This window comes from Stenotrophomonas sp. NPDC047960, from assembly GCF_043204395.1.
Taxonomy (GTDB): domain Bacteria; phylum Pseudomonadota; class Gammaproteobacteria; order Xanthomonadales; family Xanthomonadaceae; genus Stenotrophomonas.
Window position 1 is genome coordinate 186,892 of the sequence record NZ_JBIDBX010000004.1, and the last position, 21,590, is coordinate 208,481.

A 21,590-nucleotide genomic window follows, 5' to 3' on the forward strand; every position below is an offset into this window, starting at 1 on the left:
ATGCGGCGTGCTGTTCAGGCGGATTCTCACCTCGTGCACGAACGCGGCGGCACAGTACAGGCATGACGACGCGCTCTGCAAACGGTGACCTGGTAGTGCTCCGCCCCGAGGGCCTGTACTGCCCTGCCGGCGATTTCCATATCGACCCATGGCGCCCGGTGCCGCGCGCGGTGATCACCCACGGCCACGGCGACCATGCGCGCGGCGGCATGGGCCGGTACTACTGCAGTACCGGCAGCGTGCCGATCCTGCGCTGGCGGTTGGGGGATGTGGAACTGGAGGCGCATGACTACGGTGAACGCTTCACGTTGGGTGGCGTGCAGGTATCGCTGCATTCAGCAGGTCATGTGCTGGGCTCGGCGCAGGTGCGCATCGACGACGGCCAGCAGGTGTGGGTGGCCTCTGGAGACTACAAACGTCAGTCAGACCCCACCTGCGACCCATTCGAGGTGGTGCCCTGCGATGTGTTCATCACTGAAGCGACGTTCGCCCTTCCGATTTACCGTTGGCAGGAGACCCGCGAGGTTGCCGCCGAGATCGTGGCATGGCGGCGCGAGTGCGAGCAGCGCGGGGAAGCGGCGATCCTGCTGTGTTACGCGCTGGGTAAAGCGCAACGGGTGCTGGCCGAATTGCTGCCGCTGGATGATCAGCCGGCCTGGCTGCACGGCGCCATCGCCAATGGGGTTGCGGTGTATCGGCAGGCCGGCGTCGCGATGCTGGAAACACGCACGGTGGCCGAACAGGGCCGCGAGCCCGATGCGGCGGGGAAATTGATCCTGGCACCGCCTTCTGCGGCAGGAACCACGTGGGTGCGCCGTTTCGGCAGGCATCAGCTGGGGTTCGCTTCAGGCTGGATGCGGCTGCGCGGCAACCGGCGGCGGCGCAACTACGACCGTGGCTTCGTGGTGTCCGACCACGCGGACTGGCCCGCACTGCTGCAGACGATCGAACAGACCGGTGCGCGCCGGGTCATCGCTACCCACGGCAACACCGATGCGCTGATTCCATTCCTGCGCGAACGTGGCGTCGCCGCAGAAGCCTTCCGTACCGATTTCGGGAGCGAAGAATGAAGGCGTTCGCCGCGCTCTACCAGCGTCTGGACCGCAGCACTGCTACATTGGACAAGCGCGCCGCGCTGGTGGCCTACTTCCGCGATGCGCGTCCGCATGATGCAGCGTGGGCGTTGTACCTGCTCAGCGGCGGCAAGGTGGGGGGCGCAAGGCGGAAAATCGCAGCCAGCGGCGAGCTGCGTGCATGGATCGCCGAGGCCTCTGGCCTGCCGGCCTGGCTGGTCGCCGACAGTTACGACCAGGTCGGCGACCTGGCCGAAACCCTGACCCTGCTGCTGGATGATCCGGTCGGGAGCGCGGTGGACCGTCCCCTTGCAGAGTGGATCGAAGACCATCTGCTGGCCGTGGCCAACCAGCCCGAACCGGTACGTCGCGCTGCGGTGGAAGCGGGCTGGATGCAGCTGCCTGCCGCCGAGCGGCTGGTGTTCAACAAGCTGCTGACCGGCGCGCTGCGCGTCGGGGTGTCGCAGCGGCTGGTGCAGCAGGCGCTGGCTGAACTGTCGGGGATGGACATCGCCCGCATCGCGCAACGCATGCTGGGGGAATGGGTTCCCTCACCAGGGTTGCTTGCCGACCTGCTCAGCAAAGAGGAACGTCCTGAGGACCGGCAGCAGCCCTATCCGTTTTTCCTCGCATCGCCGCTGGAGGCAGAGGTCGACAGCCTCGGGCCCATCAGCGAGTGGACACTGGAATGGAAGTGGGATGGGATCCGCCTGCAGCTGCTGCGGCGCAAAGGCGAGGTTGCACTCTGGTCGCGCGGTGAAGAGCGGCTGGATGGCCGCTTTCCGGAAATCGAAGCAGCTGCAATGACCTTGCCGGACGGTACCGTGATCGATGGCGAGTTGCTGGCCTGGCGCGGGGACGATGCCCAACCGCTTCCGTTCACAGCCCTGCAGACCCGCATCCAGCGTCGCAAGCCCGGTCCGAAGACCCTGCGCGATACGCCGGTGCGCGTGCTCGCCTACGACCTGCTCGAGCTCGATGGCAACGATCTGCGCCAGCAGCCGCTGGCCGAACGACGCGCCCGCCTGGCCGAGGTACTCGCCACGCTCGACGACCCACGGGTGGTGCTGTCGCCCACCCTGGATGCGGCGGACTGGCACGAGGCGGCCGCGCAGCGGGCACTGGCGCGCGACCGCGGTGTGGAAGGGTTGATGCTCAAGCGCAGCGCCTCGGTGTACCAGAGCGGCCGTCGCCGCGGCGACTGGTGGAAGTGGAAGATCGAGCCGCTGACCATCGATGCAGTGATGATCTACGCGCAGGCCGGGCATGGCCGACGCAGCACGCTGTATACCGACTACACCTTCGGGGTATGGGATGGCGAACGGCTGGTGCCGGTGGCCAAGGCGTATTCGGGACTGGATGACAAGGAGATCATGGCGCTGGATCGCTGGATACGCGCACACACGATCGAACGTTTCGGGCCGGTGCGCAGCGTCCAGGGCGAGCAGGTCTTCGAACTCGGCTTTGAAGCGGTCAACCGCAGCAGCCGACACAAGTCGGGTATTGCCGTGCGCTTCCCGCGCATCCTGCGCTGGCGCCACGACAAGCCGGCCAGCGAAGCCGACACACTGGCCCAGCTGCAGGCGCTGGCGCGGTGACAAGACGCGAGGCGATGGCGCGCCTGGCCGCGTGGTTCGCCAGCCGCGGCTGGTCGCCCTTGCCGTTCCAGAAAACGATGTGGCGGCATTACCTGGCCGGCCAATCCGGACTGCTGCACACCCCTACCGGCAGCGGCAAGACGCTGGCAATGTTCGGCGGACCGCTGCTGCAGGCCATGGTCGATCCGTTGCCACGCACACCGGGCGCGCGCGCGGGCAAGACCGTGCCGGCCTTGCAGGTGCTGTGGATCACGCCGCTGCGCGCGCTGGCCAGCGATACCGCGCGTGCGCTGCGTGAACCGCTGGCGGCGCTTGGGCTGGACTGGCAGGTCGGGCTGCGCACCGGCGACGCGAGCGCGCGTGACAAACGCCTGGCCCGCGAAGGCCGGGTTGATGTGCTGGTCACCACGCCGGAGTCGCTGGCCCTGCTACTGAGCTATCCCGATACGCTCGAGCGCATGCGCAGGCTGCGCTGCGTGGTGGTGGATGAGTGGCATGAACTGCTCGGCAACAAGCGTGGCGTGCTTCTGCAGTTGAACCTGCGCCGCCTGCGCGATGCGTTGCCTGCGGTGCAGCTGTGGGGCCTGTCGGCCACGCTGGGCAACCTGGACGAAGCGCGCGGAGTTCTGCTGCCGGATGTGCCCGACGCGCCGACGGTGTCCGGGGTGCGACCGCGTCCGGTGCAGGTGGAAACACTCATCCCCGCGCACGGCGAACGCTTCCCGTGGGCGGGCCACCTGGGTCTGTCTCAGCTGCAGCGCGTGCAGCAGAAGCTGTTTGCGGTCGGCACCAGCCTGCTGTTCACCAACACCCGCGCGCAGGCCGAATTGTGGCACCAGGCATTGTCAGCGGTGTGGCCGGAAGACCCGGCCACGCTGGCCCTGCATCACGGCTCGCTGGATCCGGCCCAGCGCCGCATCGTCGAGCAGGGCCTGCGCGACGGCGCGTTGCGCTGCGTGGTGGCCACTTCCAGCCTCGACCTTGGGGTGGATTTCCCGGCCGTGGACCAGGTCCTGCAGATCGGCAGCCCGAAAGGCATCGCACGGCTGGTGCAGCGCGCCGGGCGCGCACGGCACCGCCCGGGCGAATCCGGCCACATCATCTGCGTGCCGTCGCACGCGCTGGAGCTGGTGGAGTACGCTGCGGCACGTCGCGCTCTGGCCGACGGCGTGATCGAGGCGCGGCGCCCGCTGCGGTTGTCGCTGGATGTACTGGCGCAGCACTGCGTGAGCTGTGCGTTGGGCGGCGGCTTCCATGCCGGGGCGCTGCTCGAACAGGTGCGTCGCACGCACGCATTTGCCTCGCTGGATGAGGCGCAGTGGCAGGGCGTGCTGGATTTCATCGTGCAGGGTGGCCAGGCGCTGGCGCAGTATCCGGACTTCCACAAGGTGGTGCGCGACGAGGATGGCGTCTACCGCGTACATGACCGACGTGTGGCGCTGCGCCACCGGCTGTCGATCGGCACGATCACCAGTGATGGCAGCGTCATGGTGCAGTTCATGCGCGGCGGCAGGCTTGGGAGCGTGGAGGAACAGTTCGTCGGCCGCCTGCGCCCCGGCGACCGCTTCCAGTTCGCCGGCCGGCTGCTGGAACTGGTGCGGCTGGAGAACCTCACCGCCTACGTCAAGATGGCACGTGGCGGTGACGGCGTGGTGCCGCGCTGGCAGGGCGGTCGACTGCCGCTGTCGGAGGCGCTGGGCCACGAAATGGAAACCGTGCTCGCATCTGCGCCCGACAGCCCGGAAATGCGGTGGCTGGCACCCCTGCTGCAGTTGCAGGCGCGCGTGTCCGCGCTGCCCGGCCCTTCATTGCTGCTGGTGGAAAGCGTGCGCCGCCGCGAAGGACAGTTCGTGTTCGTGTATCCGTTTGCCGGGCGCCAGGTCAACGAGGGGCTGGCCGCGCTCATGGCGATGCGATGGACCCGGGTACAGGCAAACACCTTCGGCTACGCCGCCAACGATTACGGGTTCGTGCTTGCGCCAGCACGCGCGGTCGAGGTGGATGCAGTGCAGGTTGCGGCGCTGCTTCGGCCGGATGGCCTGTTCGAGGACCTGCGCGAGAGCCTCAACCTTGGTGAGCTGGCGCGACGTCAGTTCCGCGACATCGCGCGCGTCTCCGGGCTGCTGATCCCGGCCCTGCCGGGGCGCACACCGCGCAGCCTGCGCCAGCTGCAGGCCTCGGCAGGCCTGCTGTATGACGTGCTGCGCCAGCATGATCCCGGGCACATCCTGCTCGGCCTGGCCGAGCGCGAGGTCATCCATGATCAGCTCGACCTGGCCTGCCTTGCCGACACGCTGCGCCGCTGCCAGTCACGCACGGTGTGCGTGCAGCACCCGGTTACCCTAGGCCCCTTGTCCTTCCCGCTGTGGGCCGAGCGCCTGCGCGGCCAGCTCAGCAACGAAGACTGGAAAACACGCGTTCTGCGCGCTGTTGGCCAGCTGGAGAAACGCCATGCCGATTGATGTCCCGGTCGCGCTCGCCGGAGAGCAGGTCCACCTGCTCGGCGCGCGCGCGTTGTATTGGCCGGCGCGCGAGGCGCTGCTGATTGCCGACCTGCACCTTGGCAAGGCCGATCTGTTCCGGCGCGCGGGCATCGGGTTGCCGAGCGGCGGCACCGGGGACGATCTGGCACGGCTGTCGAAACTGGTTGCCGAACGCCCGGTCCGCACGGTGCGGATCCTGGGCGACGTGCTGCATGGCCCCGCGCATCGGGCCGCGTGGTACCGGCAATGGCAGGCCTGGCGGGAGCAGCATCCACGGCTGGAGATAGGCGCAGTGGCCGGCAACCATGACCGCGTGCTGCCCAAGGCCGACCTGGGCATCACCCTGCTGGGCGAACGCGTGCAGGAAGGTCCGTTCCTGCTGCGGCATGATCCGCAGCCGCATCCCACCCTGCACGTCCTGTGCGGCCACCTGCATCCGCTTGCGCGACTGCCAGGCATGCAGCGGCGCTGGCCAGCCTTCTGGTTGCGCGAGCGCTTGACCGTGCTGCCAGCGTATTCGCGGTTCACCGCGGGCATTGCACCGGTCGTGGCGACCGGCGAGCAACTGGTCGCCTGCGTCGAAGACGACGCGATTGCGCTGCCGATACGTTGATGCCGGCAGGCGGGCGTATGGCGCTCAGGCTGCCGAAGGCAGCGCCTCCATCAGCAGGATTTCGGGGCCGTCGGGGTTACGCCGGACCGGGCCACGCTGCACCTCGACCAGCATGGAACGGGCCGCGGCGCGGATGCGGGCGTGGTGTTCAGGGGCGGCATGGGTGATCAGACTGGTGACATGGAAATCGAACACATCTTCCATGACATCCGGCTGATCCTCGTGGAGCATCTGCAGCAACCCGCGCAGTTTGCGGATTTCAGAATCGAGAACGTCGGCCGGAAACAGCATGTCTTTCTCCTTGGGGCAACAACTCAGCAGTCTTCTTGTGCCACATGCGGAGTGACCCTGCCGTCAATGGCGGCCATTCATGTACTCATCGCCGCTACGAAGCCGGGCGACAATCCCAACCTGCCCCACCAGCCCTGCTGGGTTCCGCTGAGCACACGCAGCATGTGACCACGGCCGCCCGGCAGCCGCCCCATGGGCCGGAACAGCACATCGCGCGCGTGCGCCAGCAGGTCGCGCTCGGACTGGAATACCGGGGTAAGCCAGCGGCTCCAGAACTGATAGATGCCTACGTGCGCGCTGCGCTGCGCCTGATAGGCCTGCAGCGCGGCATCGGCGGCATCGTGCGCGCGCAGCGCATCGCGCAGCGCCAGCGCGTCCATCAGCGCCATGTTCACGCCCTGTCCCAGCTGTGGGCTCATCGCATGCGCCGCATCGCCGGCCAGCACCAGCCGGTCGCGGTGCCAGCGCGTCATCACCGCATCGCGATAGCCGGCACGTGCCAGCTGCGCGCCGTCGCGCACGTCCTGCAGGCGCAGGTGGGCCTGCGGCCACAACGCGGCGATCTCCTCGAGCCACCGCTGCATGCCATCCCGTTCCCACTGGTCGAACTGCGCTCGCGGCAGGCTCCAGAAGAAGCTCAGGCGCGGCTGTGCATCGTCGGGGCGCGTGCCGGCCGGCAACAGCCCGATCATCTTGCGCGCCGCCACGTAGCGCTGCCGCAGCTCGTCAGGGTGTGGCCAGTCGCCGCGCGGCAACAGACACCACAGGGCCCCCCAGGGATATTCGCGATCCAGTCGGGTGCCCTGCACCCGGGTGCGCAGCGACGATGCCGAGCCATCGGCGGCGATCACGAGGTCATACGGGCCGTGCCAGTGCCCACGTGCGTCGCGCACACGGCCCCGGACGGTATCCACGTCGACGATGGCGGTATCGGCCTGCAGGTTGTCCGGGTACTCCCAGGCCTGCGCCAACAGCGAGAACAACGCGCCGCGCTGCATGCCGATGCCATGCAGGTGCGCGTGCAGCGCCGCATAGCGCATGTCCATGACCGCACGCCCGCACGGCGTTTCACCGTACAGCCGGCGCACCGGCGCGCCGTACTGGAGCACGCCGGGCAGCAGGTCCATCTGCCACAGCACGTCCAGCCCGCTGGGCTGCAGCAGGAAGCCTGCACCCACCGGCCCGGGGCGGGCCGCGCGTTCGAACACATGCACATCGTGATGGTCACGTGAAAGAAGAATCGAGAGCGCCTGGCCCGCAGTGCCGTAGCCAACGATGGCGATCGTGCGTTTTTTCATCTGACGTCCTGTCCCGCATTAAAAAAAACCCCGCCGAAGCGGGGTTCTCCTTGCGCAGCGATGGAGATTACTCGACCGGCGCGATGTTCGAGGCCTGGGCGCCCTTCGGACCCTGGCTCACTTCATAAGTGACCTTCTGGCCTTCCTGCAGGCTGCGGAAGCCCTTGGAGTTGATCGCGGAGAAGTGCGCGAAGACATCAGCGCTGCCGTCATCCGGCGAGATAAAGCCAAATCCCTTGGCGTCGTTGAACCACTTGACGGTACCGTTCGGCATGGTAATGCAAGACCTTCTTCAATGAATGGGTGGTGTACGCTCAACCAGCGCACTGGCGGAGTATGCAAAGCTTGTCAGGCAATGACAATCATCCGCGTGCCAATTCGCCAATCAGTTCTGGCAATCCGGCGGAAGCCGCGTCAACATTGGCCAACACTTCGGCCATCGTGATCTCATCGCCGTCGCCGCAGCCGGCCGCCCAGTTGGCGACGATGGCCAGGCAGGCATAGTCCAGGCCCAGCTCGCGGGCCAGGCCTGCTTCGGGCATGCCGGTCATGCCGACCAGGTCACAGCCATCACGGCGCATCCGCGCGATTTCCGCGTTGGTCTCCAAGCGCGGGCCCTGCGTGGCGCCGTAACAACCGCCGTCGCGCAGGCGCACGCCGGTGACCTTGGCCGCCGCCAGTACCTTGCTGCGCAGCATCGGGGTGTACGGGTGGCCGAAGTCCACATGCAGCACCTCGGTGCCCGGCTCTTCGCTCAGGGTGGAGATCCTTCCCCAGGTGTAATCGATCAGCTGGTCCGGGCAGGCCAGCACGCGCGGACCAAAGTGCTCGGTGATGCCGCCGACAGTGTTGAGCGCCAGCACGCGGGTGGCACCGATCTGGTGCAACGCAGCAAGATTCGCGCGGTAGTTGATCTTGTGCGGCGGCAGCGAATGCCCTTCGCCATGCCGGGCCAGGAACGCCACGCGCTGGCCGAGCAGCGTCCCGACCCGGATCGGGCCGGACGGTGTGCCGTAACGGGTTTCGACCGCGTGGCTGCTCACGTCATCGAGCTGGGCCAGCTTGTACACACCGGTGCCGCCGATGACGGCCAGGGCAATAGATTCCATGGTGCTGCTTATTCCTTCATCGCGTAGATGGCCGGCACGCCACGCAGCGCTTCATTGACGTCCATGCCGAAGCCGAACACGTAACGGTCCGGCAGTTCCACACCCGCGTAGTCAGCCTTGACGTCGGGCAGCGCGCGATCATGCTTCTTCACCGTCATCGCCGCGATGCGCACGTCGGTGGCGCCCTGCTCCAGGCACCAGGTGCGCACGCCCTGCAGGGTGAACCCTTCATCCAGGATGTCGTCGACCAGCAGCACGCGGCGGCCGAACAGCGAGGTGGCCGGCTTGTGCTTCCAGACCAGATCGCCACCGGTGGTCTCACCGCGGTAACGGGTGGCGTGCAGGTAATCGAACTGCAGGTCCTGGCCGCGTGCGCCCAGTTCCAGCGCCAGCTGGCCGGCGAACGGCAGCGCGCCGTGCATGATCGACAGGAACAGCGGCACCTCGCCCTTGTAGTCGGCCGCAATGGCATCGGCGATGGCTGCGATGGCGGCATCGATGGTGGGACGGTCGACCAGCAGGTCGGCCTGGGCCAGGGCCTGGGAAATGGTGAGGTTGGGCATCAGACGGTTCTTCCAAGGGTGTCGAGCAAACGGGATTGGGAGGTGCCATGGCGGGCATCGGCCAGCAGGCCGTCCCAGCCGAGCGCGCCACGGCCGATCAGGCCGAGCAGCGCAGCAGTGTTGAGGGGGCGGCCGTCGACCGCGCGCAGCGCCTCATCGACCAGTTCCGGGTGGCAGACCAGCACCACGTCGCAGCCGGCATCCAGGTGCGCATGCACGCGTGCCTGCACGCCGCCGGCGGAGAACGAGGCGGCCATGCCGATGTCGTCGGAGAACACCACGCCACGGAAGCCCATCTCTCCGCGCAGGATCTGCTGGATCCAGCGCGACGAGTATCCGGCCGGTTCGGGTGCGACCTGCGGGTAGACCACGTGGGCCATCATCACCGCGTCGGCGCCCGCATCGATGCCCGCGGCAAACGGCACCAGGTCCAGCGCGCGCAGCGCATCGAGGTCACGCGGGTCGCTGGCGGCCGCCACGTGGGTGTCTTCCAGCACGCTGCCATGGCCCGGGAAATGCTTGAGCGTGGCGGCCATGCCGACGCTGTGCATGCCGCGCACGTAGGCGCGGGTGAAGGCGGCCACCACCTGCGGGTCGGCACTGAAGGCGCGGTCGCCGATGGCGCGGTTGCCGCGGCCCAGGTCGACCACCGGGGCGAAACTGAGGTCTACCCCGCTGGCGCGTACTTCACTGGCCATCAGCCAGGCGTGCTGCTCGGCGAGCACAAGCGCGGCTTCAGGATCCTGCGCGTACAGCGTATCGAAACCCTGCAGCGGCGGCAGTGCGCTGTAGCCCTCGCGGAAGCGCTGCACGCGTCCGCCCTCCTGGTCCACGCAGATCAACAGCGGGCGCGGCGCGGCAGCGCGGATCGCGGCCGACAGCTCGGCGACCTGCTGGCGCGAGGCGAAATTGCGCTTGAACAGGATGACGCCGGACACGGCGTCGTGCTGAAGCCAATCGCGTTCCTGGGCAGTAAGTTCGGTCCCGGCAACGCCGATCACGAGCATGGGTCGATCTCCAAAGCGGGGCGCCGTGATGGCGCACTGCCGCATTGTCGCAGAAGGCGCGTATCGGAGGCCACGGGCGCGGGCGGCGTATTCAGGGCCAGCGGTTGTAGGGGTTCGCGGCCAGGGCCAGGTTGTAGTACCGGGCCTGATCGGTCACCTCCTCCCCGATCCAGGAAGGCAGATCGATGGCCTGGTCGGCCTGGTCCAGTTCGACCTCGGCCACCACCAGCCCGGCGTTGTCGCCCAGGAACTCGTCCACTTCCCACAGCAGCCCGCCGTGGTGGACGAGGTGCCGCCGCTTGTCGATCAGGCCCCCTACGCACAGGGCCAGCAGCGCGCGGGCGTCCTCGACCGGGATCGGGTAGTCGAATTCCTGCCGCGTGTGCCCGATCTCGCGCGATTTCATGTTGAGAAACGCGTCGTCGCCCTGGATGCGCACCCGTACCGAGGCCTTCTGGGCACCGCTGTCGATCGAGGCAGCGTCGTTCATGTAGCCCTGTGCCATCGGAATCACCGCGTGCGCGGCAGCGCGCCAGCCATCGCCGGTCACCAGGAACTTGCGCTCGATCTCGATGCCCATCTCAACGCTTCTCGAAGACGGCGATGCTTTCGACGTGCGCGGTGTGCGGGAACATGTCCATCGCACCGGCCGACACCAGGGTGAAGCCCTGCTCGTTGACCAGATAGCCGGCGTCACGGGCCAGCGAGCCCGGGTGGCAGCTGACATAGACGATGCGCTTGAACTGTTTGAGCGGCAGCTGCTGCAGCACTTCGATCGCGCCCGAGCGCGGCGGATCCAGCAACAGCTTGTCGAAGCCCTGGCGCATCCACGCGGTCTGGCGCTGGTCCTGGGTCAGGTCGGCGGCGAAGAACTGCGCGTTGTCCAGGCCGTTGCGTGCAGCGTTGTCCCTGGCCCGCGCCACCAGCCCGGCCTCGCCTTCGACGCCCACCACTTCGCGCACGGTGCGCGCCAGCGGCAGGGTGAAATTGCCCAGACCACAGAACAGATCGAGCACCCGCTCGTCCGGGCCGGCGTCGAGCAGCTGCAGCGCCAGGGCAATCATCTTTTCATTGAGGTTGGCGTTGACCTGGATGAAATCCAGCGGCCGGAACGCCAGCTCCACGTCCCAGGGCGCCAGCCGGAACGACAGCGGCACCTCGCCAGGCACCAGCGGGTGCACCGACTCGACCCCGCCGGGCTGCAGGAAGATCGCAAATCCGTGCTCGCCACCGAACGCGGCCCAGGCAGCCTTGTCGGCATCGCTGAGCGGCAGCATGTGGCGGATGGTCAGTACGATCGCGTCGTCGCCGGCAATGAACTCGACCTGCGGGATGTCGCGCTTGCCGTCCAGGGTTTCGATGAACGCCGACAGCGCCGACACCTTCAGCCCGATTTCCGGGATCACGGTCAGGCACTGGGTCAGATCCGCCACGAAGCGCGGATCCTGCTCGCGGAAGCCGACCAGGGTCTTGTCCTTCTTTTCCACCCGGCGCACGGAGAAGCGGCCCTTGCGACGGTAGCCCCAGCTTTCGCCGACCAGCGGGGGCAGCACCGTGCCCGGGCTGACGTGGCCGATCCGGGTCAGATTGTCGAGCAGCACGCGCTGCTTGGCCACGATCTGCTGGCTTTCTTCCAGGTGCTGCAGCACGCAGCCGGCGCAGACGCCGAAGTGCGGGCAGCGCGGGGTGACCCGCTGCGGCGAGGGCTGCAGGACCTCCACGGTCCGCGCCTCGTCGAAATGGCGGTTGCGGGCGGTGGGCTCGGCGCGCACCACTTCGCCCGGCAGGGCGCCGGAAATGAAGGTGACCTTGCCGCCCTCGCCTTCACGGCGGGCGACGCCGCGGCCGTCATGGCTGAGGTCGAGGATGGCGGTCTGGAACGGGGTCTTGTCGAGGCGGGAACGGGATCGGGCCACGTGGCAACAGGCTGCGGGCAAAAAGGGTGCGTATTGTCGCAGCTTGCAGGACGCCATATCGTGTTTAATATGCACATAGCTGACATGGAGGCAGCCGCAATGCAGATGACCCCGAGGGCTTCCATGCCCCGTTTCCTGCTCGTCGAGGACGACACCGTCAGCCGCGGCTTTTTCCGGGCCGCGCTGGAAACCCTGCCCGCGCAGGTGGACACCGCCGATTCGCTGGCCAGCGCCCTGGAACGGGGCCGCCACGGCGAACACGACCTGTGGCTGATCGACGTGAACCTGCCGGACGGCAATGGCAGCCAGCTGCTGCATGCCCTGCGCCTGTCGCGGCCGCACACGCCGGCACTGGCTCACACGGCCGATGGCGACACCAGCATCCACGCCCGCCTGCGTGATGACGGATTCAGCGAAACCCTGGTCAAGCCACTGAGCCGTGAGCAGCTGCTCCAGGCCGTGCGCCGTGCGCTGGTCAACAGCCCGGGCAGCGCGACCCCGACGGCTGGTGCCGGTACCGATGGCGAGCGTGAAGACTGGGACGAAATCACCGCCCTGGCCGCCCTGAACGGGCAGCGGAACCACCTGATCGCCCTGCGTGAGCTGTTCCTGGCCGAGCTGCCCGGCGTCCGCGACGCGGTCGCCCAAGCCGTGCAGCAGCACGATGTGGGCACCTTGAAGGGCCAGCTGCACCGGCTCCAGGCCAGTTGCGGCTTCGTGGGCGCCGCCCGCCTGGCCCGCGCGGTGCGCCAGCTGCACCAGGCCCCGGAATCCAACGGCGCACACACCCAGTTCAAGGCGGCCGTAGAGTCCCTGTTGCATTAGGCACCCCGCAGACTCGCATGGGCGGGTTCATGTGCGCAGGGGCGCGGCTTTGACACGCATGGCGTGTCACTACGACCCTTGGTCGCCTGGGTTTGGGTCGAACGTTGCTGTTGGCTGCACCCGGTTCGTAGGGACACGCCGTGCGTGTCTGCGGGGTACCTTCATCACCGCCGCCGCGCCAGATCCTCCAGCATCTCCCACGATTTCAGGCCGCGCCCGCCCAGATGGTGCAGCAGCACCGCGCGCATGCCCCGGCGCAGGCTGGCCAGGTCATCCGGCCCGGGCAGGACGTCGTTGGCCAATGCCAACAGCGCGCTCCCGGTCGCCGTCCCCCGCCGCGGGTCCACGCCGCGCTCGCTGAGCAGCCGCCGCGGCCCCTCCTGGGGGTCCAGTTCATAGCGGGCGGCAGGGTCGATCGGCTCGCCATCGCTGCCATGTTCCAGATCGAACCCAAACCCCAGCGCCTCCAGCAGGTCGCGTTCGAACCGTCGCAGGGTCCAGGCCAAGGGCCCGGTGGCCCCCAGCCGCTGGCGCACCTGCGCGTAGTGGTCATACAGTTCGGGCAGCGGGTCCTGGCGGGGCGCGAGCCGCATCACCAGTTCATTGACATAGAAGCCGGCCAGCATCGCCTCGCCGCTCAGTCGCGGCGCGGCATCCAGCGCCTCGGCCCCGCGCAGCTGGGCCAGCTCGCCCCGCTGCACGGCCGCCAGGCGGATCCATTGCAGGGGCTGCAGGGCAGCGCGCAGCGCCTGGCTGCGCGGGCTGCTCACACCACGCGCCAGCACCCCGATCCGCCCATGCTGTTCGGTCAGGACCTCAACCAGCAGGCTGGTCTCCCGCCAGGAGCGGGCATGCAGCACGAAGGCCGGTTCGTCGTCGATACGCATGGCCAGGGGCGTTGAGCAGCAACCCTGCCGGGTTTACTCGTAGCCGAAGGCCTTCAGCGCGGCTTCGTCGTCCGACCAGCCTTCGCGCACGCGGACCCAGGTTTCCAGGAACACCTTGGCGTCGAACAGCCGCTCCATCTGCATGCGCGACTTGGCGCCGATGTCCTTCAGGCGGCTGCCGCCCTTGCCGATCACGATCGCCTTCTGGCCTTCGCGTTCGACCCAGATCACCGCGCCGATGCGCAGCAGGTTGCCGTCTTCAACGAACCGCTCGATCTCCACCGTGGTGGCGTACGGCAGCTCTTCACCGAGCTGGCGCATCAGCTGCTCGCGGACCAGTTCGCCGGCGAGGAAACGCTGGCTGCGGTCGGTGATTTCGTCTTCACCGAACATCGGCGGGGCTTCGGGCAGCAGCTTGAGCAGGTCGCGCACCAGCGCGTCCAGGCCGTTGCGCTTCTGCGCGGAAATGGGGTGTACGGCGGCGAAGGTACGACCTTCGGTGACCTGCTGCAGGAACGGCAGCAGGGCTGCCTTGTCCTTCAGGCGATCTACCTTGTTGACCACCAGCACCACCGGAACGCCGGCGTCGCTGAGGACGTTGAACGCCAGCGTGTCTTCTTCGTCCCAACGGCCGGCCTCGATCACCAGCATGCCCGCATCCACGCCCTCGAGCGAGCCGCGCGCGGCGCGGTTCATCACCCGGTTCATGGCGCGCTTCTGCACGCGGTGCAGGCCGGGGGTGTCCACCAGCACCAGCTGGCCTTCCGGATAGCTGGCAATGCCGAGCAACCGGTGGCGGGTGGTCTGCGGCCGGTTGGAGACGATGCTGACCTTGGCGCCCACCAGGGCGTTGGTCAGGGTCGACTTGCCGACGTTGGGGCGCCCGATGACGGCCACGCTGCCGCAATGATGGGGAATTGCTTCGCTCACTTGGAATCCAGTTGCTCGAGGGCGGCAGCTGCCGCCTGTTGTTCGGCCAGCCGTCGCGAGGCACCTTCGCCTTCGGTGCTGACAGCGGGATCGGCTACGCCGCAGCGCACCCGGAAGGTCTTGGCGTGATCGTCGCCTGATTCTGACACCAATTCGTACACCGGCAATGCCTTTTGTCGGCCCTGCAGCCATTCCTGCAGGCGGGTCTTGGGGTCTTTTTCGGGCTTGCCGGTAGCCGGCAGCGCCTCCATGGAAGGACCGAACCAGGGCAGTACCACGGCCTGGCAGGCGGCGAAGCCGGCATCCAGGTAGATCGCGGCCACCACAGCTTCCAGCGCGTCGGCCAGGATCGAGTCGCGCCGATGCCCCCCGGACTTCATTTCACCCGGGCCCAGCGTGAGCCGTTCGCCCAGCTCCAGTGCGCGGGCGATCACCGCCAGCGCGCCCTCGCGCACCAGCTCGGCGCGGGCGCGGGTCAGCGCCCCTTCGTCAGCCTTCGGCCAGCGCTGGTAGAGCGCCTGGGCAACCATCATGTTGACGATGCTGTCGCCGAGGAACTCCAGCCGCTCGTTGTTGGGCGTGCCGGCACTGCGATGCGTCAGGGCCTGCTGCAGCAGGCCCGGATCCTGGAAAGCGTGACCGATGCGGTCACCACGTTGATAGGTTTTAGTCGGCACCGCTGAGGGTCAATTCCTGGTGTGCTTCAAACTTTCCAACCACGTCGAGGTTGCCGATCAGCGGGCGACGGACTTCGTAGTTGACCTTCATGTTCCAACCACCACTGACGCGTTCGAACTTGACGTTGGACGGCTTCACGGTTTCGGAATAATTGATGTACAGGCGACGGAAGAACATTTCCTGTACCTGCCCCGGCTCCTTGTTGGCCACGCCCGGTTCCTGTGCCACGCCCTTCAGGGCAGACTTCACCGCATAGAACTCCGAGTACATCGGGAACAGCTTCATGCCGATGTACAGCACGAATCCGACCGCGCACAGCACGATCAGGAACGAGGTCAGGGTCATGCCACGCTGCGTGCTCATTCTCTTCATTGCGTTCTCCCCAGATACGCGGTTGTCATGGAATCAGTTGATGCCGGTGCCGATGCGGGACGGCTCGAAACCATCCTTGCAGAACCAGCCCGAGCAGTTCAGCCAGATCAGGAACGCCTTGCCGCGGAGATTTTCCTCCGGCAGCAGGCCCCAGAAACGGCCGTCATCGCTGTTGTCGCGGTTGTCGCCCATCACCAGGTACTTGCCCGGCGGCACGGTCCACTGGCCCTCGCCACGCGGGTAATCGGTCTCCAGCACGGTATGGGTGCGGCCCGGCAGGTGCTCCACCAGAAGTGAGGCGCCCTCCCCCTGGCCACGGTGCCCAGCATACAACCCCTTGCTCTCATACTTGAGCGGGGTGCCGTTGAGGATGACGCCATCGCCCTGGAAGGCGATCTCGTCACCCGGGATGCCGATCACACGCTTGATGAAATTCTCGCCCTTGTTGGGGTCGTTCTCCGCGTGGCCCGGGAAGTGGAACACCACCACGTCGCCGCGCGCCGGCTCGCCGATCGGGACGATCTTGGCATTGTTCAGCGGCAGGCGCAGGCCATAGGCGAACTTGTTGACCAGGATGAAATCGCCGATCAGCAGGTTCGGCATCATTGAACTGGACGGGATCTTGTACGGCTCTGCAATGAAGCTGCGCACCACCAGCACAATGGCCAGCACCGGGAAGAATGCCCGGGAGTAGTCCACCAGTACCGGTTCGCTGTCCAGAAGGCCGGCCCGCGCCGCGCGGCGCTTGGCGAAGTACAGCTTGTCGGCCAGCAGGATCAGGCCCGAGGCCAGCGTCAGTACGACCAGCAGGATTTCAAACAGTTTCATGCAGTGTCCTTGGGAACGGGAGCCTTACTTGTCCATCTGCAGCACGGCGAGGAAGGCTTCCTGCGGGATCTCCACGCGGCCCACCTGCTTCATGCGCTTCTTGCCTTCCTTCTGCTTCTCCAGCAGCTTCTTCTTGCGCGAAACGTCGCCACCATAGCACTTGGCCAGCACGTTCTTGCGCATGGCCTTGACCGTGGTGCGGGAGATGATCTGCGAGCCGACGGCGGCCTGGATGGCCACGTCGAACATCTGCCGCGGAATCAGTTCCTTCATCTTCTCGCACAGCTCGCGGCCGCGCCGGTCGGCATGGCTGCGGTGCACGATCAGCGACAGCGCATCGACCTTGTCGCCGTTGATCAGCACGTCCACGCGGACGAACGGACCTGCGTCGAAACGCACGAAGTGGTAATCCAGCGAAGCATAGCCGCGGCTGACCGACTTGAGCTTGTCGAAGAAGTCCAGCACCACCTCGGCCATCGGCAGCTCGTAGCTGATCTGCACTTGGCTGCCCAGGTAGTTGATGCCGATCTGGCTGCCGCGCTTTTCCTCGCACAGCTTGATGATGTTGCCGATGTACTCCTCGGGGGTGAGCACGTTGGCGCGGATGATCGGCTCGCGGATCTCGGTCACCATGTTCACCGGCGGCAGCTTGGCCGGGTTGTCCATGTTGATGATGCTGCCGTCGGTCTTGAGGACCTCGTAGACCACGGTCGGCGCGGTGCTGATCAGGTCCAGGTTGTATTCGCGCTCCAGACGCTCCTGCACGATTTCCATGTGCAGCATGCCGAGGAAGCCGCAGCGGAAGCCGAAGCCCATCGCTTCGGAGCTTTCCGGCTCGAAGCGCAGCGCTGCGTCGTTCAGGCGCAGCTTGTCCAACGCTTCGCGCAGGTCCGGGTAGTCTTCGGCGTCGACCGGGAACAGGCCCGCGAACACGCGCGGCTGCATTTCCTGGAAGCCGGGCAGCGCCGCCGGGGCCGGGTCGGCGGCCAAGGTCAGGGTGTCACCCACGGGCGCGCCGTGCACGTCCTTGATGCTGGCAGTGACCCAGCCCACCTCGCCCGCACGCAGGGCCGGCAGGACCTTGCGCTTGGGGGTGAACACGCCCACGTTGTCGACCTGGTGGTTGCGGCCAGTAGACATCACCTGCAGCTTGTCACCGGCCTTGATCTGACCCTGCATCACGCGCACCAGCGAGACCACGCCCAGGTAGTTGTCGAACCAGGAATCGATGATCAGCGCCTGCAGCTTGTCGGTATCGCGCGGCTGCGGGGCCGGGATGCGATGCACGATGGCTTCCAGCACGTCCACCACGTTCAGGCCGGTCTTGGCGCTGACCGGCACCGCGTCGGTGGCGTCGATGCCGATCACGGCTTCGATTTCGGCCTTGGCGCGCTCGATGTCGGCGGTGGGCAGGTCGATCTTGTTGATCACCGGCACCACTTCCAGGCCCTGCTCCACAGCGGTGTAGCAGTTGGCGACCGACTGCGCTTCCACGCCCTGGGCGGCATCCACCACCAGCAGCGCACCTTCGCAGGCGGCCAGCGAGCGGCTGACTTCATAGGAGAAGTCGACGTGCCCGGGGGTGTCGATGAAGTTCAGGTGGTAGGTCTGGCCATCTTTGGCCACGTACGGCAGCGACACCGACTGGGCCTTGATGGTGATGCCGCGCTCGCGCTCGATCGGATTGGAGTCGAGCACCTGCGCCTCCATCTCGCGGGCCTGGAGGCCACCGCAAAGCTGGATGATGCGGTCGGCCAGCGTGGACTTGCCGTGGTCGACGTGGGCGATGATGGAGAAGTTGCGGATGTTCCGCATCGAATCAGAGGACATAGGTGGCGGCGCGGCGCGTCGTCAGGATAACGGCACATTATCGCATGGCCGGCCCCTCCCCGCGTGCCGGCGGGCCAAATACGACCGGGCCCGCCGAAGCGGGCCCGGAAACGCAGCAGAGGCGGGGCCTACTGGCCGGTCTTGACCGCCACGAAGGCACTGCTGCCGCCGGCGCGAACCAGCAGCATCACCACATCGCCCTTCTTGTAGCCCCCCAGCGCCTTGTTCAGCGCGGCGACGCTGCCGACCGGGGTGCGCCCGACCTGCAGGATCACCATACCCGGAGACAACCGGGCATCGCGGGCAGCCTCGCCCTTGACGTTGGTGATGCGCACGCCCTCGCCCGCGTCCAGCCCCAGCTGCTGGCGCTGCGGGGCGGTCAGGTCGGCCACGTCCAGGCCCAGCAGGGCATTGGCACCGGCCTGCGGCGCGGCGTCAGCCGCCGCCGGGGCGGCAGTGCCGCGCTGCGCGTCTTCGGCCAGCTCGGTCAGGGTCGCGGTGATCTCACGTTCGCGGCCGTCGCGCAGCACGCCCAGGCGGACCTTGCTGCCCGGGGCCTGGGCGCCGATCAGCGGCGGCAGGTCGCTGAAGGTGTTGATCGGGGTGCCATTGACCGAACGGATCACATCGCCGACTTCCAGCCCGGACTTGGCAGCAGCACTACCCGGAACCAGTTCGTTGACCAGCGCGCCACGGCTGTCGGGCAGGTTGAAGCCCTGTGCCACGTCGCCCGTGATGGCGCCGACGATGGCGCCGAGCTGGCCACGGCTCACGCGCCCGTTCTTCTTGATCTGGTCGACCGCGCCCATGGCCAGGTCGATCGGGATCGCGAAGCTGATGCCCATGTAGCCGCCCGAGGCAGAGAAGATCTGCGAGTTGATGCCGACCACTTCACCGCGGGTATTGAGCAGCGGGCCGCCCGAGTTGCCCTGGTTGATCGCCACGTCGGTCTGGATGAACGGTACGTAGCGCTGGTCCTGGCCGCCGGTGCTGCGCCCGACCGCACTGACCACGCCGGCGGTGACCGAGTGGTCCAGACCGAACGGCGAGCCGATCGCGACCACCCACTGGCCCGGCTTGAGCGTATTGGAATCGCCGACCCGCACGGTCGGCAGATTCTTCGCATCGATCTTCAGCAGGGCCACGTCGTACTGCTGGTCGCTGCCGATCACCTTGGCCGTGAATTCACGGCGGTCGCCCAGTTTGACCTTCACCTCGCCGGCGTCGGCCACCACATGGTGGTTGGTCAGCACGTAGCCGTCGGGCGAGATGATGAAGCCAGAGCCCATGCCACGGCCGCGGATGCTGGGGCCTTCATCGCCGCCGGGCTGGCCGGGCATCTGGAAGTCCGGCCCGAAGAACCGGCGGAAGAATTCCGGCATCTCGTCATCGCCGGGGCCGGGACCGGGGCCGCGCGCCTGGCGGTTGCTGCGCACGATGGTGGTTTCAATGTTGACCACGCCCGGCCCCACCTGTTCCACCAGGTTGGTGAAGTCAGGCAGGCCACTGACCAGCGGCGTGGCCGGCGCACGCGGAGCGGCGGCTACCGCGGCGGGGGCGCTCGGACTGGGCGACTGGGCACAGGCCACCAAGGGAAGGGTGATGGCCAGCAGGGCCATGGCGTGCGTACGGATACGGGCGGTCATCAGACTCGAACCTCCGGGTCAGGAATATCAAGGGATGGGGGCGCTGCGCGTCGCATGCAGCGCCTGGATGGCGGAAATCGAGGCAAACGTCAGTCGCGTCCGCGGCGTGCCGGCGGCGTGCCGGACACCTCTTCCTGCAGGCGCGGCTCGAACGGATAGAACGCGGCCTGCGGCTCCTGCGGCGAGAAACTGGTATTGAGCGCGCCGCTGCTGCCGACCGTGGAGCGCGGCCATGGTCGCGCCTGCAGGGCGCCGACCTCACCAAACGGGAGGGTGCGCGCAGCGGCCGCCGGTACCACCGGGGCCAGTGCAGGCTGGCTGGCCAGTGCACGCACCGGTTCACTGCGGCTGGCCACGCGGCGAGTGGACACCTGCTGGGTGCGGGTGGCGCTGGCACGGCGCGCCGTCACGGCGGCCGCCGGCACGGCAGCTACGGCCACGGCGGCATCTGCCACCCCGCGGGTGTCCAGCGGCGCACGCGGCGGGGCCGGCGGGAGCTGCGCCTGGCTGGCAATGATCGTGGTGGGCTGCTCCAGCGGGGCCTGCCCTGGCAACTCCTGGCGGCTCATGAACAGCGCGATGGCGGCCACCGAGGCGGCCAGCGCGCCTCCGCCGCCCCAACGCAGCAGAGCGCCCCGGCGCCGGCGCGGCGCCGGCATTGCCGCGGCAACGGGGGCCGGCTCGGCCGCCACAGCCGCCTGGATCCGCTCGGCAAAGCCCTGCGGGGCCGGCGCACAGGCGCGCCCGCGCAGGACATCGCCCAGCAGCTGCCAGCGCTCCTGGCAGCCGGACAGGTCCTCGTCGTGCTCCAGCCGGCGCAGCAGGAACCGCGCCTCTTCCAGCGGCAGTTCCCCATCAATAAGCGCGGACAACTGCTGGCGGTGGTGGACATCGAATTTGTCAGGCATCTCGTGGCTCATACGCGGCTCTTCTCGCGGGTGGCGCTGCCAACATCCAGCAGCGGCCGAAGTTCAGTGTCGATCGCCTCGCGGGCGCGGAAAATCCGCGATCGCACGGTGCCGATCGGGCACCCCATCTTCTGCGCGATTTCCTCATAGCTCAGGCCCTCCACCTCGCGCAGGGTGATGGCCGATCTCAGTTCTTCCGGCAACGCCGATACCGCCTTCATCACCGTCTGCTCCAGCTCCTGGCGCATCAACTCGCGTTCGGGCGTGTCGGTATCGCGCAGGCGGGTGCCGCTGTCGAACTGTTCGGCGTCCCCGATCTCGATGTCATCGGTGGGCGGGCGGCGGTTGTGGGCGGCTAGATGGTTCTTGGCAGTATTCACGGCGATCCGGTGCAACCAGGTATAGAACTGGGCATCGCCCCGGAAACTGCCGATCGCGCGGTAAGCGCGTACGAACGTATCCTGGGCAACGTCCTGACATTCACTCCAGTCGGCGATGTAGCGCCCGATCAACGCGACGATCCGATGCTGGTACTTGCGCACCAGCACATCGAACGCCGCGCTTTCGCCGCGCTGCACGCGCCGGACCAGCTCCAGGTCCAGCTCCTGTGGTGTTTCAACCTCGGCCATGGGGGGCCGCACTCCTGTCAGCCCAACCGACGTCGGGCAATGAGACTGCCAATCCCGGGAAAAGTTCAGCGCCGATCACCGCACGCCGTACCAGCTTTTAACCACC

General features: G+C 67.5%; 22 protein-coding genes. 5 read left to right on the forward strand and 17 right to left on the reverse strand.

The annotated features are described in order from the left end of the window. Positions 1 to 62 precede the first annotated feature (62 nt). From ACGFZ3_RS10825 to pdeM, 4 genes are read left to right on the forward strand one after another with little or no spacing between them, the layout of a single operon-like run. On the forward strand, positions 63 to 1,070 hold the full coding sequence (locus tag ACGFZ3_RS10825) for a ligase-associated DNA damage response exonuclease (RefSeq protein ID WP_392920440.1): 1,008 nt from the start codon (positions 63 to 65) through the stop codon (positions 1,068 to 1,070). Further along, positions 1,067 to 2,671 (forward strand): ATP-dependent DNA ligase, encoded by a 1,605-nt coding sequence (locus ACGFZ3_RS10830; RefSeq protein WP_392920443.1) that lies wholly within the window; start codon positions 1,067 to 1,069, stop codon positions 2,669 to 2,671. The genes ACGFZ3_RS10825 and ACGFZ3_RS10830 overlap by 4 nt, the downstream gene beginning before the upstream one ends. A gap of 14 nt (positions 2,672 to 2,685) precedes the next feature. Then, positions 2,686 to 5,133, forward strand: a complete 2,448-nt coding sequence (locus ACGFZ3_RS10835) for a ligase-associated DNA damage response DEXH box helicase (RefSeq protein ID WP_392920971.1) — start codon at positions 2,686 to 2,688, stop codon at positions 5,131 to 5,133. Further along, positions 5,123 to 5,767 (forward strand): ligase-associated DNA damage response endonuclease PdeM, encoded by a 645-nt coding sequence (gene pdeM, locus ACGFZ3_RS10840; protein WP_392920446.1) that lies wholly within the window; start codon positions 5,123 to 5,125, stop codon positions 5,765 to 5,767. The genes ACGFZ3_RS10835 and pdeM overlap by 11 nt, the downstream gene beginning before the upstream one ends. Before the next feature lie 24 nt (positions 5,768 to 5,791). Here the strand turns inward: pdeM and ACGFZ3_RS10845 are convergent, their stop codons facing one another. The 8 genes from ACGFZ3_RS10845 to rlmD all read right to left on the reverse strand — a co-directional run bounded on the left by ACGFZ3_RS10845 (position 5,792) and on the right by rlmD (position 11,951). Beyond that, positions 5,792 to 6,058 (reverse strand): hypothetical protein, encoded by a 267-nt coding sequence (locus tag ACGFZ3_RS10845; RefSeq protein WP_392920449.1) that lies wholly within the window; start codon positions 6,056 to 6,058, stop codon positions 5,792 to 5,794. 77 nt (positions 6,059 to 6,135) lie between these two features. Beyond that, entirely contained in the window at positions 6,136 to 7,356 is a 1,221-nt protein-coding gene (locus ACGFZ3_RS10850; RefSeq protein WP_392920451.1) for an FAD-dependent oxidoreductase, read from the reverse strand. Positions 7,357 to 7,423: 67 nt separating this feature from the next. Further along, entirely contained in the window at positions 7,424 to 7,630 is a 207-nt protein-coding gene (locus tag ACGFZ3_RS10855; RefSeq protein ID WP_392920454.1) for a cold-shock protein, read from the reverse strand. Between the two features lie 88 nt (positions 7,631 to 7,718). After that, the gene (locus ACGFZ3_RS10860) at positions 7,719 to 8,465 is read right to left on the reverse strand and encodes an S-methyl-5'-thioinosine phosphorylase (protein WP_392920457.1); all 747 of its coding nucleotides are present in this window, start codon (positions 8,463 to 8,465) and stop codon (positions 7,719 to 7,721) included. Between the two features lie 8 nt (positions 8,466 to 8,473). Continuing rightward, a complete protein-coding gene (locus ACGFZ3_RS10865) occupies positions 8,474 to 9,028 on the reverse strand; it encodes a hypoxanthine-guanine phosphoribosyltransferase (RefSeq protein WP_392920460.1) in 555 nt (184 codons plus the stop codon). Beyond that, the gene (nagZ, locus tag ACGFZ3_RS10870) at positions 9,028 to 10,035 is read right to left on the reverse strand and encodes a beta-N-acetylhexosaminidase (RefSeq protein WP_392920463.1); all 1,008 of its coding nucleotides are present in this window, start codon (positions 10,033 to 10,035) and stop codon (positions 9,028 to 9,030) included. The genes ACGFZ3_RS10865 and nagZ overlap by 1 nt, the downstream gene beginning before the upstream one ends. Positions 10,036 to 10,126: 91 nt before the next feature. After that, positions 10,127 to 10,615, reverse strand: a complete 489-nt coding sequence (locus tag ACGFZ3_RS10875; protein WP_392920466.1) for a CYTH domain-containing protein — start codon at positions 10,613 to 10,615, stop codon at positions 10,127 to 10,129. A 1-nt stretch (position 10,616) separates the two neighbouring features. Beyond that, complete coding sequence (rlmD, locus tag ACGFZ3_RS10880; protein WP_392920469.1) at positions 10,617 to 11,951, reverse strand: 23S rRNA (uracil(1939)-C(5))-methyltransferase RlmD; 1,335 nt, start codon at positions 11,949 to 11,951, stop codon at positions 10,617 to 10,619. 99 nt (positions 11,952 to 12,050) lie between these two features. On the opposite strand from rlmD, the gene ACGFZ3_RS10885 reads away from it, so the two are divergent. Further along, positions 12,051 to 12,776 (forward strand): response regulator, encoded by a 726-nt coding sequence (locus ACGFZ3_RS10885; protein ID WP_392920472.1) that lies wholly within the window; start codon positions 12,051 to 12,053, stop codon positions 12,774 to 12,776. Positions 12,777 to 12,940: 164 nt separating this feature from the next. Here ACGFZ3_RS10885 and recO read toward each other — a convergent pair whose 3' ends face one another. The 9 genes from recO to rpoE form a co-directional block, all read right to left on the reverse strand. Further along, positions 12,941 to 13,663 (reverse strand): DNA repair protein RecO, encoded by a 723-nt coding sequence (gene recO / locus ACGFZ3_RS10890; RefSeq protein WP_392920475.1) that lies wholly within the window; start codon positions 13,661 to 13,663, stop codon positions 12,941 to 12,943. A 33-nt stretch (positions 13,664 to 13,696) separates the two neighbouring features. After that, a complete protein-coding gene (gene era / locus ACGFZ3_RS10895) occupies positions 13,697 to 14,593 on the reverse strand; it encodes a GTPase Era (protein WP_392920478.1) in 897 nt (298 codons plus the stop codon). After that, complete coding sequence (gene rnc / locus ACGFZ3_RS10900; RefSeq protein WP_392920481.1) at positions 14,590 to 15,270, reverse strand: ribonuclease III; 681 nt, start codon at positions 15,268 to 15,270, stop codon at positions 14,590 to 14,592. Before rnc ends, era begins: the two co-directional genes overlap by 4 nt. Continuing rightward, on the reverse strand, positions 15,260 to 15,643 hold the full coding sequence (locus ACGFZ3_RS10905) for a DUF4845 domain-containing protein (RefSeq protein WP_392920484.1): 384 nt from the start codon (positions 15,641 to 15,643) through the stop codon (positions 15,260 to 15,262). The genes rnc and ACGFZ3_RS10905 overlap by 11 nt, the downstream gene beginning before the upstream one ends. 33 nt (positions 15,644 to 15,676) lie before the next feature. Then, positions 15,677 to 16,471, reverse strand: coding sequence for a signal peptidase I (gene lepB, locus ACGFZ3_RS10910; RefSeq protein ID WP_392920487.1), 795 nt, complete (start codon positions 16,469 to 16,471; stop codon positions 15,677 to 15,679). A 24-nt stretch (positions 16,472 to 16,495) separates the two neighbouring features. Continuing rightward, complete coding sequence (lepA, locus tag ACGFZ3_RS10915) at positions 16,496 to 18,286, reverse strand: translation elongation factor 4 (RefSeq protein ID WP_392920973.1); 1,791 nt, start codon at positions 18,284 to 18,286, stop codon at positions 16,496 to 16,498. A 143-nt stretch (positions 18,287 to 18,429) separates the two neighbouring features. Continuing rightward, positions 18,430 to 19,947, reverse strand: a complete 1,518-nt coding sequence (locus ACGFZ3_RS10920; protein ID WP_392920490.1) for a DegQ family serine endoprotease — start codon at positions 19,945 to 19,947, stop codon at positions 18,430 to 18,432. Positions 19,948 to 20,036: 89 nt separating this feature from the next. Continuing rightward, positions 20,037 to 20,855 carry a sigma-E factor negative regulatory protein gene (locus tag ACGFZ3_RS10925; protein WP_392920493.1) on the reverse strand — a complete coding sequence of 273 codons (819 nt, stop codon included), beginning with the start codon at positions 20,853 to 20,855 and terminating at the stop codon, positions 20,037 to 20,039. Between the two features lie 8 nt (positions 20,856 to 20,863). Then, a complete protein-coding gene (rpoE, locus tag ACGFZ3_RS10930) occupies positions 20,864 to 21,484 on the reverse strand; it encodes an RNA polymerase sigma factor RpoE (protein ID WP_068853630.1) in 621 nt (206 codons plus the stop codon). Positions 21,485 to 21,590 lie beyond the last annotated feature (106 nt).

Excerpts from the sequence above, each read along its gene's own strand:
- ACGFZ3_RS10825 (WP_392920440.1), top strand. The coding sequence starts at position 63 with ATGACGACGCGCTCTGCAAACGGTGACCTGGTAGTGCTCCGCCCCGAG.
- ACGFZ3_RS10830 (WP_392920443.1), top strand. The coding sequence starts at position 1,067 with ATGAAGGCGTTCGCCGCGCTCTACCAGCGTCTGGACCGCAGCACTGCT.
- ACGFZ3_RS10835 (WP_392920971.1), top strand. The coding sequence starts at position 2,686 with ATGGCGCGCCTGGCCGCGTGGTTCGCCAGCCGCGGCTGGTCGCCCTTG.
- pdeM (WP_392920446.1), top strand. The coding sequence starts at position 5,123 with ATGCCGATTGATGTCCCGGTCGCGCTCGCCGGAGAGCAGGTCCACCTG.
- ACGFZ3_RS10845 (WP_392920449.1), bottom strand. The coding sequence starts at position 6,058 with ATGCTGTTTCCGGCCGACGTTCTCGATTCTGAAATCCGCAAACTGCGC.
- ACGFZ3_RS10850 (WP_392920451.1), bottom strand. The coding sequence starts at position 7,356 with ATGAAAAAACGCACGATCGCCATCGTTGGCTACGGCACTGCGGGCCAG.
- ACGFZ3_RS10855 (WP_392920454.1), bottom strand. The coding sequence starts at position 7,630 with ATGCCGAACGGTACCGTCAAGTGGTTCAACGACGCCAAGGGATTTGGC.
- ACGFZ3_RS10860 (WP_392920457.1), bottom strand. The coding sequence starts at position 8,465 with ATGGAATCTATTGCCCTGGCCGTCATCGGCGGCACCGGTGTGTACAAG.
- ACGFZ3_RS10865 (WP_392920460.1), bottom strand. The coding sequence starts at position 9,028 with ATGCCCAACCTCACCATTTCCCAGGCCCTGGCCCAGGCCGACCTGCTG.
- nagZ (WP_392920463.1), bottom strand. The coding sequence starts at position 10,035 with ATGCTCGTGATCGGCGTTGCCGGGACCGAACTTACTGCCCAGGAACGC.
- ACGFZ3_RS10875 (WP_392920466.1), bottom strand. The coding sequence starts at position 10,615 with ATGGGCATCGAGATCGAGCGCAAGTTCCTGGTGACCGGCGATGGCTGG.
- ACGFZ3_RS10885 (WP_392920472.1), top strand. The coding sequence starts at position 12,051 with ATGCAGATGACCCCGAGGGCTTCCATGCCCCGTTTCCTGCTCGTCGAG.
- recO (WP_392920475.1), bottom strand. The coding sequence starts at position 13,663 with ATGCGTATCGACGACGAACCGGCCTTCGTGCTGCATGCCCGCTCCTGG.
- ACGFZ3_RS10905 (WP_392920484.1), bottom strand. The coding sequence starts at position 15,643 with ATGAAGAGAATGAGCACGCAGCGTGGCATGACCCTGACCTCGTTCCTG.
- lepB (WP_392920487.1), bottom strand. The coding sequence starts at position 16,471 with ATGAAACTGTTTGAAATCCTGCTGGTCGTACTGACGCTGGCCTCGGGC.
- lepA (WP_392920973.1), bottom strand. The coding sequence starts at position 18,286 with ATGCGGAACATCCGCAACTTCTCCATCATCGCCCACGTCGACCACGGC.
- ACGFZ3_RS10920 (WP_392920490.1), bottom strand. The coding sequence starts at position 19,947 with ATGACCGCCCGTATCCGTACGCACGCCATGGCCCTGCTGGCCATCACC.
- ACGFZ3_RS10925 (WP_392920493.1), bottom strand. The coding sequence starts at position 20,855 with ATGCCTGACAAATTCGATGTCCACCACCGCCAGCAGTTGTCCGCGCTT.
- rpoE (WP_068853630.1), bottom strand. The coding sequence starts at position 21,484 with ATGGCCGAGGTTGAAACACCACAGGAGCTGGACCTGGAGCTGGTCCGG.